6 protein-coding genes and 1 pseudogene are annotated in these 7,912 nt (G+C 70.4%); 3 read left to right on the top strand and 4 right to left on the bottom strand.

What is annotated here, in order from left to right:
- From ACWGH4_RS26160 to ACWGH4_RS26145, 4 genes and pseudogenes are all read right to left on the bottom strand, one after another.
- Positions 1–134 (bottom strand): annotated as a pseudogene (locus ACWGH4_RS26160) (ATP/GTP-binding protein); the annotation flags it as partial.
- A complete protein-coding gene (locus ACWGH4_RS26155; protein WP_005311458.1) occupies positions 115–519 on the bottom strand; it encodes a DUF742 domain-containing protein in 405 nt (134 codons plus the stop codon). The gene ACWGH4_RS26155 and the pseudogene ACWGH4_RS26160, both read right to left, overlap by 20 nt.
- Positions 520–658: 139 nt before the next feature.
- The gene (locus tag ACWGH4_RS26150) at positions 659–1,072 is read right to left on the bottom strand and encodes a roadblock/LC7 domain-containing protein (RefSeq protein WP_005311457.1); all 414 of its coding nucleotides are present in this window, start codon (positions 1,070–1,072) and stop codon (positions 659–661) included.
- Between the two features lie 9 nt (positions 1,073–1,081).
- Positions 1,082–4,750, bottom strand: a complete 3,669-nt coding sequence (locus ACWGH4_RS26145) for a nitrate- and nitrite sensing domain-containing protein (protein ID WP_453465276.1) — start codon at positions 4,748–4,750, stop codon at positions 1,082–1,084.
- 579 nt (positions 4,751–5,329) lie between these two features.
- Here ACWGH4_RS26145 and ACWGH4_RS26140 point away from each other — a divergent pair.
- From ACWGH4_RS26140 to gltX, 3 genes are all read left to right on the top strand, one after another.
- Positions 5,330–5,503, top strand: a complete 174-nt coding sequence (locus ACWGH4_RS26140) for a hypothetical protein (protein ID WP_453465274.1) — start codon at positions 5,330–5,332, stop codon at positions 5,501–5,503.
- A 122-nt stretch (positions 5,504–5,625) separates the two neighbouring features.
- A complete protein-coding gene (locus tag ACWGH4_RS26135; RefSeq protein ID WP_441266452.1) occupies positions 5,626–6,399 on the top strand; it encodes a fumarylacetoacetate hydrolase family protein in 774 nt (257 codons plus the stop codon).
- Positions 6,392–7,867 (top strand): glutamate--tRNA ligase, encoded by a 1,476-nt coding sequence (gene gltX, locus ACWGH4_RS26130; RefSeq protein WP_453465272.1) that lies wholly within the window; start codon positions 6,392–6,394, stop codon positions 7,865–7,867. Before ACWGH4_RS26135 ends, gltX begins: the two co-directional genes overlap by 8 nt.
- The last annotated feature ends 45 nt before the right edge of the window (positions 7,868–7,912 follow it).

Genomic DNA, 7,912 nt, shown 5'->3' with positions numbered 1-7,912 from the left:
TCGGTACGCAGCGGGTTGATCTCCGAGACGGCGCCGACGAACGTGGTCTTGCCCACGCCGAAGCCGCCCGCCACCACGATCTTCGCGCTGGTGGTCGATCGGGCAGCACCGCCGCTAGAGCTTGCGAAGTCCACTGAGCACCCTTTCGAGCAGTGTCACATCCGGCGTGCCGCCGGCCTCTCCGTTGCCCGGCTGGTGAATGGCCACCATGCCGGCCTCCGCCAGGTCGGCGACAAGGATCCGCGCGACACCCAGCGGCATCGACAGCAGCGCCGAGATCTCGGCGACGGACTTGACCTCCCGGCACAGATGACAGATCCGCTGGTGCTCGGGAAGCAACCCGGCGAGCAGGGCCGGATCGGCCGTCGTGCTGACCAGCGCCTCGATGGCGAGCTGGTAGCGCGGCCGGGTCCGGCCGCCGGTCATGGCGTACGGACGTACCAGCGGCTGGTCGCCCTCGTCCCCGTACGCGTCTACCGACGTACCGTACGGATCGTGAGAGGCGGGTGGCGGGGTCATGAATCCTCCGGGCGTGACAGCAAGTGGTCGGCTGTGCCGTCTGGTTGGGCCGGTGGGGGGCCTTTGGCGGCCGTGCTGGTGACGGTGCGTTGGCTGATCGCCGCGAGCCGGTGCGTGGGGTTCGGCTCGCGGCTCGGGCTCAGTGCAGAAGGCTTCCCTGGAGTTCGGCGCGCAGGTCCGGGGTGAGGACGCTGCCCGCACGGTCCACGAGGAGCGCCATCTCGTAACCCACGAGGCCGATGTCGCAGTCGGGGTGCGCGAGCACGGCCAGCGAGGATCCGTCGGAGACGGACATGAGGAAGAGGAACCCCCGTTCCATCTCCACGACGGTCTGGCTCACCGGACCGCCTTCGAAGATCCGGGAGGCGCCCGCGGTCAGCGACGTCAGACCGGAGGCCACGGCCGCCAGCTGATCGGCGCGGTCGCGCGGGAAACCTTCTGACATCGCCAGCAGAAGACCGTCGGCGGAGACCACCACCGTGTGCGACACCCCTGGGGTGTTGTCCACGAAGTTGGTGATCAACCAGTTCAGATTCTGCGCCGCCTGGCTCATCGGGCTCAACTAACGCTCCTGCTGGTGAGAGGGGCCGAGGTTGAAGCTTCCGGTCGTCGAGCTGTTCTGCTGACGGCCTTGCTGGATGCCCCGGCGGAGATTGGTCAGCCTGCCACGCACATCGTCCGGCGCGCGCGAAACCTGCGGACCGGCCTGGTGGTTCTGCTCCTGAGCGGTGCCCGGCACGAGGTTGGCGCGCGGGACCCGCCGGGGCAGGCCGGAGGTGGTGACGCCGCCGGCCGCGGGCTTCCTGACCCGCTCGGCCTGACGTACCAACTCGTCGTTGGGCGAGGAGCGCCAGGCACCGCTCGCATGGGACGCGTTGCCCGGGGTCGCCGGGCTCTGCGCGGGTGTGCGCTGCGGGGCCGGCTGAGCGGGACGCTCCACCGGTGCCTGCTGCTCGTCGGCGGGCCGGCCGCCACCCTGCACACCGCGGAACCAGTTGGTCTCCAGGGTGTCGTACAGCGGGGTACGGCCGTCACCGGGCCCGGCCGGGGGCAGGGCCTCCGGCTGATGCGGGGCGGGCAGCCCGGCCGCCGGCCGCGGCGGCGCGAAACTCGACTCGTCACGGCGCTGCGGAGCGGGCGGCTGCGGCGCTCCGAAGTCCGGGCGGGCGAACTGGGCCGTGGACGCCGGGTCCTGCGCCTCCGGGCGGCCGTACTGGCCGGCGGAGGACTGGTTCGACGCCCCGTACACGTCGGGGCGCACGAACTGCCCCGTCGAGGAGGGACCGGCCGGGAGGCCGGCCTGCGGCGGACCGGCGTTGTAGTCGGGCCGCACGAACTCGGCGGTCGATCCCGGGCCCCGGTTGCTGTCGTGGTCCTCGTGACCGCGCGGCGCGTCCGCGGACGGGCGCTGCGGCTGCGGCGGCTGTTCACTGCCCCAGCTGGTGGTCTGCGGGCGCTGCGGCCGCGGCGGCACGGGCTCGTCGCGCCGGGGCGCGGGGCCGCCGGGCAGCTCGGCACGGGGACCGCCGGGCGGGGGCAGCTGACGGCCGCGGTCGCCCGCGGCGGGCGCCGCACCCTTCTGGAAACCGTTCTGGGGAGCCTCGTTGCGCGCAGGAGCACCCTGCGCACCACGGCCGCCGCCGAACGCGCCGCCATGACGGGGGCCGTCCTGCGCCTGGCCGGGCCTGCCGCCCTGGCCCTGCTGGCCCGGTCCCTGCTGGCCCGGTCCCGGCATGCCCGGGGCGCTCTGCATGCCCTGGGCCGGACGGCCGGCGTCGTCACGGGCGGGCAGTGCGGCGCGCGGAGCCGAACCGGCGCCGACCTGGCCGCGAGCCGCGCCCGCACCGAGCCGGTTGCCGGGAGCACTTCCCGCGCCGCCGGGAGCACCGCCGAGCGGGCCGCCGCCGTTGTTGCCGCCGTTGTTGCCGCCCGCGTTGCCGCCGCCGAGGCCGGGACGGCCACCGCCGGGGCCACCGGGACGGCCGGGCAGACCCGCCGGAGCACCGCCTGCCGGCGCAGCGGCGCCCTGGCCGCCCGCACCGGGCTTCGCCGGAGCCTTCTTGCCGCCGTGGGCGACATCGACGGGCAGCATGACCAGCGCGGTCGTGCCACCGGAGTCGGAGGGACGCAGCTGGATGCGGATGCCGTGTCGCAGGGACAGCCGGCCGACCACGAACAGACCCATGCGGCGGGAGACGGAGACGTCCACGGTGGGCGGCGACGCCAGCCGCTCGTTGATCGCGGCGAGGTCCTCGGGGGAGAGGCCGATGCCGGTGTCGTGGATCTCGACCAGGACGCGGCCGTCGGGCAGCGCGTGACCGGTGACCCGGACCTTGGTCTGCGGCGAGGAGAACGAGGTCGCGTTCTCCAGCAGCTCGGCGAGCAGGTGCACGAGGTCGTTGACGACGCGGCCCGCGACCTCGGTGGCGGGCACGGAGGCCAGCTCGATGCGCTCGTACTGCTCCACCTCGGAGGCGGCGGCACGGAGCACGTCGACCAGCGGCACGGGGCGGGTCCACCGGCGGCCCGGCTCCTCACCCGCGAGGACCAGGAGGTTCTCACCGTTCCGGCGCATACGGGTCGCGAGGTGGTCGAGCTTGAACAGCGAGGAGAGCTGGTCCGGGTCGGCCTCGCGCGACTCCAGTTCGGAGATGAGCGAGAGCTGACGCTGGATAAGACCCTGGCTGCGGCGCGAGAGGTTGGTGAACATCGCGTTGACGTTGCCCCGCAGCAGCGCCTGCTCGGCGGCGAGGCGGACCGCCTCGCGGTGCACGTCGTCGAAGGCCGCGGCCACCTTGCCGATCTCGTCGCGGGAGTGGACACCGACGGACTCGACGGAGGTGTCGACGTCCTGCGGGTCGGACTCCGAGAGCTGCTTGACCAGCTCGGGCAGACGGTCCTGGGCGACCTTGGTCGCGGTGTCCTGGAGTCGGCGCAGCGAGCGGATCATGGAGCGGGCCACGACGAACGCGCCGACGAGGGACACGCCGAGGACGATGAGGATCAGCGCACCGTTGATGATGGCGTCCTGCTGGGACGCCTCGCGCAGCTTGCGCGCCTCGGCCTCCATCTGGCCGAGCAGCGTCTGCTCGATGGTCTTCATCGCGTTGATGCGGACCGAGTAGTCGTCGGTCCAGTCCAGGTGGGAACGGATCGGCAGCTGCGCGAGGCCGTTCTCGTTCTCCAGGACGCGCTTGGCGTACTGCTCGGCCGCGGTGATCGTCGGGTTCTCGTTCTCCAGCGGCGCCGTCAGTTCCTCGGAGTCACCGCCGGTGGACTCGTAGATCGCCTTGAAGCTCTTGAGCTCCGTCTCACCGTTCTCGAGCGCCGCCTGTCCGTAGAGGCGGTCGTTCTCCGTGAGGCCGGGCGTCGCGGCGTCGTCACCGCCGGGCAGGGCCGCGGCGATGATGGCGCGCTGGATCGACGCGTACTCCTTGGCGGAGGAGAACGCCGCCAGGGCGCGCGTGCGCTTGATCATCTCGGGGTTGCTGGTCGCCTGCGCCATGTCCTGGGAGAGGCTCAGCAGCGACTCGATCAGACGGCTGTAACCCTCCACCGTCTGCGACTTCGGAACCTTGCCCTTGTAGGCGGTGTTCCGGATGGTGTTGAGGTTGTTGACCTGGACGGCGATCTGGTTCGCGTTGGCGCGGATCGACTCCAGCGCCTCGTCGTCGTCCTTGTTCGGGATGGAACGGGTGGCCTCGAGGAAGGCCTTGCGGGCGCGGTCGGTCTGGGTACGCGGGCCGGAGACCTTGAAGTCGGTGTCGACGGAGCCGTTGGCCAGCGGGCCGGCGGAGAGGTCACGCTCCTGCTGGAGCGCGTGCGCCAGCTCGGTCGCTTCCGTCGTCATCTTGGTGAGCAGCTGCATGTGGTCCAGCTGCTTCATGTCGTCCATGGACTCGTTGATACGGAGTCCGCCCAGCGTGGTCGCCGCGACGACCGGCAGGGTGAGCAGGGACACGAGGCGCGTGCTGATGCGCCAGTTGCGCAGCGCTATTCGCGAACCGGTGTCCGTGGGGCCCTTCGGCCTGGCCGGTGAGCCGGCGCCGTCGGCCGGGGAGGCCTTGACGCCGGACGCCTTGGCGCCGGCGCGGCCTGCGCGCTCACCACCGTCGCCGGGGGCCGCCGGTCCCTGGTTGTGGGTGTGCTGGGGCGAGGAGCCGCGGTCGGTCCCGCCGCGCGGCTCCTGTTCCGCCGCGCTGTTGCCATCCCTCTTGAAACGTCCCTGCACTAGCGTCGCAACCTCTGGACCAGGCGTCCCTCCGCTTGTACGGCGGGACGGTGTCGGCGTCGTGGGGCAATGATCGCGCCCCATGGTGGTCGTGAGTGACCGGCGCTGCTCCCCCTTCCCCGCCGCAACTCGGCGCTGCGTTGCGCCCTTGCGCGCCGGTTCGAAACCCGCGGCGGTTCGTGGAATTCCAGCACAGTGCCGGATCTCCAACAAGGGCCACGTACCGGCCTGTGACCTGGATGACACGATGTAAGCGTGCGGTCACAAGTCGTGGGGGTCGTTCCTGGGTAAAACGGACTTCTGTCCACGAGTCGCTTAGGGGGAGGGGGTGTCCCAGTCGCGATGATCAGGAGCGGAATAAGGGCTTCAGTGGCTTAATGTCCGGTTCCGCATGCGTCATCAGGGGTCCGTATTGCCTGTTTTGCCCGTCTCTTCGTGAGCAAACTCACACGGTGATCGTTGAGTCTTCCTGGCATTCGACGGGAATCCGATGTTTAGCCTGACGCTTTACAGGGATGGGCAATCCGTCAACCGCGCTCCTCCACAGCGCCCGCACTCGGACAAGGTCAGACACACCACATGAAGACGACGATGATGTTCCGCAACATAGCCAACCCCCGGCGCACCACCCTCGCCCACCTCAAGGACGCGGAGGAGCTGCAGACGCCGGAGCAGCAGGAGCACTCGCTCGAGCTTCCGACCCAGACGGCCAACCCCCGCCGCACGATCCTCATGGACGCCCCCGTCCGCTGACCGCCGGCGTCATCACCGCCGTCACGTACACGGTGACGCAGCCGGTCGGGCGTCCCTCGCCGCGTTAGCCTGGAGCGTCAGTCTCCGGCCAGCGACCAAGTAAAGAGGGGCGACAGCATCCCGTGCGCATCGCCAGGTTCTCCATCGACGGCAATGTCGCCTTCGGCGCGGTCGAGGACGGCCCAGACGGCCTTGTCCTCGACATCATCAAGGGCATTCCGTACGCCGACTTCGAGCTCTCCGGGACCAAGGTCCCGCTGAGCAAGGTCCGTCTGCTGCCGCCCGTGCTCCCCAACAAGGTCGTGGCCATCGGCCGCAACTACGCGGAGCACGCGGCGGAGCTCGGCAACGAGGTCCCGGACGTACCCGTCGCCTTCTTCAAGCCCACCACCTCGGTGATCGGCTCCGGTGACGCCATCGAGTACCCCTCGTTCTCGAACGAGCTGCACCACGAGGCCGAGCTCGCCGTCGTCATCGGCCGGATGTGCCGCGAGGTTCCCCGCGAACGCGTCAAGGACGTCATCTTCGGCTACACATGCGCCAACGACGTCACCGCGCGCGACGTGCAGCAGCGCGAGAAGCAGTGGGCCAGGGCCAAGGGCTTCGACACCTCCTGCCCGCTCGGCCCCTGGGTGGAGACCGACCTCGACCCGGCCGACGTGACGATCCAGTGCACCGTCAACGGCGAGCAGCGCCAGCTGGGCCGCACCAGCGAGATGGTCCGGTCCGTCGAGGACCTGATCGTGCACATCACCGAGGCCATGACGCTGCTCCCGGGCGACGTCGTCCTCACGGGCACCCCCGCGGGGGTGGGCCCGCTCAACGTCGGCGACGAGGTCGCCGTCACCATCGAAGGTATCGGCACTCTCACCAACAAGGTGATCAAGCGTGGCTAACGGCTCCGTCCGCGTACGTTTCTGTCCCTCCCCGACCGGCAACCCCCATGTGGGCCTGGTCCGCACCGCCCTGTTCAACTGGGCCTACGCCCGGCACACCGGCGGAACCATGGTCTTCCGCATCGAGGACACCGACGCGGCCCGTGACTCCGAGGAGTCCTACAACCAGCTGCTCGACTCGATGCGCTGGCTCGGGCTCGACTGGGACGAGGGTCCCGAGGTCGGCGGCCCGCACGCCCCCTACCGCCAGTCGCAGCGGATGGACACCTACAAGGACGTCGCCGAGAAGCTGCTGGCCGGCGGATACGCCTACCACTGCTACTGCACGGCCCTGGAGCTCGAGGCCCGCCGCGACGCCGCCCGCGCCGCCGGCAAGCCCTCCGGCTACGACGGCAAGTGCCGCACGCTGAGCGCCGAGCAGAAGGCGGCGTACGAGGCGGAGGGCCGCGAGTCGATCGTCCGCTTCAAGATGCCGGAGGAGCCGATCACCTTCACGGACCTCGTCCGCGGCGAACTGACCTTCACCCCGGACAACGTCCCGGACTACGGCATCGTCCGCGCCAACGGCGCCCCGCTCTACACGCTCGTCAACCCTGTCGACGACGCGCTGATGGAGATCACCCACGTCCTGCGCGGCGAGGACCTGCTGTCCTCCACCCCGCGGCAGATCGCGCTCTACAAGGCGCTCATCGAGCTCGGCATCGCGAAGGAGATCCCGTCCTTCGCGCACCTGCCCTACGTCATGGGCGAGGGCAACAAGAAGCTCTCCAAGCGCGACCCCCAGGCGTCCCTCAACCTCTACCGGGAGCGCGGCTTCCTCCCCGAGGGCCTGCTCAACTACCTGTCCCTGCTCGGCTGGTCCTTCTCCGCCGACCAGGACATCTTCACGATCCCGGAGATGGTCGCGAAGTTCGACCTCGCGGACGTCAACGCCAACCCGGCCCGCTTCGACCTGAAGAAGGCCGAGGCGATCAACGCCGACCACATCCGGATGCTGGACGTGAAGACGTTCACCGAGGCCTGCGAGCCGTGGCTGAAGGCCCCGCACGCCAACTGGGCGCCGGAGAGCTTCGACCGCGCCGCGTGGGAGGCCATCGCCCCGCACGCCCAGACCCGGCTCACGGTCCTCTCCGACATCACGGCGAACGTCGACTTCCTCTTCCTGGACGAGCCCGTCGAGGACGAGGCGTCCTGGACCAAGGCCATGAAGGGCGACCCGGTGGCGCTGCTCACCACGGCGCGCGCCAAGCTCGAAGGCGCCGACTGGACCAGCCCCGAGTCCCTCAAGGAGGCCGTCCTGGCCGCCGGTGAGGAGCACGGCCTGAAGCTCGGCAAGGCGCAGGCCCCGGTCCGCGTCGCCGTGACCGGCCGCACGGTCGGCCTGCCGCTCTTCGAGTCCCTGGAGATCCTGGGCAAGGACAAGACCCTCGCCCGGATCGACGCGGCACTGGCGAAGCTCGCCGCGTAAGGATTCCTGTTCGCGTCCGAGGGGGCGGTGGCCGTGGAAGGCCAC

This window comes from Streptomyces sp. NPDC054847, from assembly GCF_053610925.1.
The sequence above is the reverse complement of the archived record's forward strand: the minus strand, read 5'-3'. Positions and strand labels throughout refer to the sequence as shown.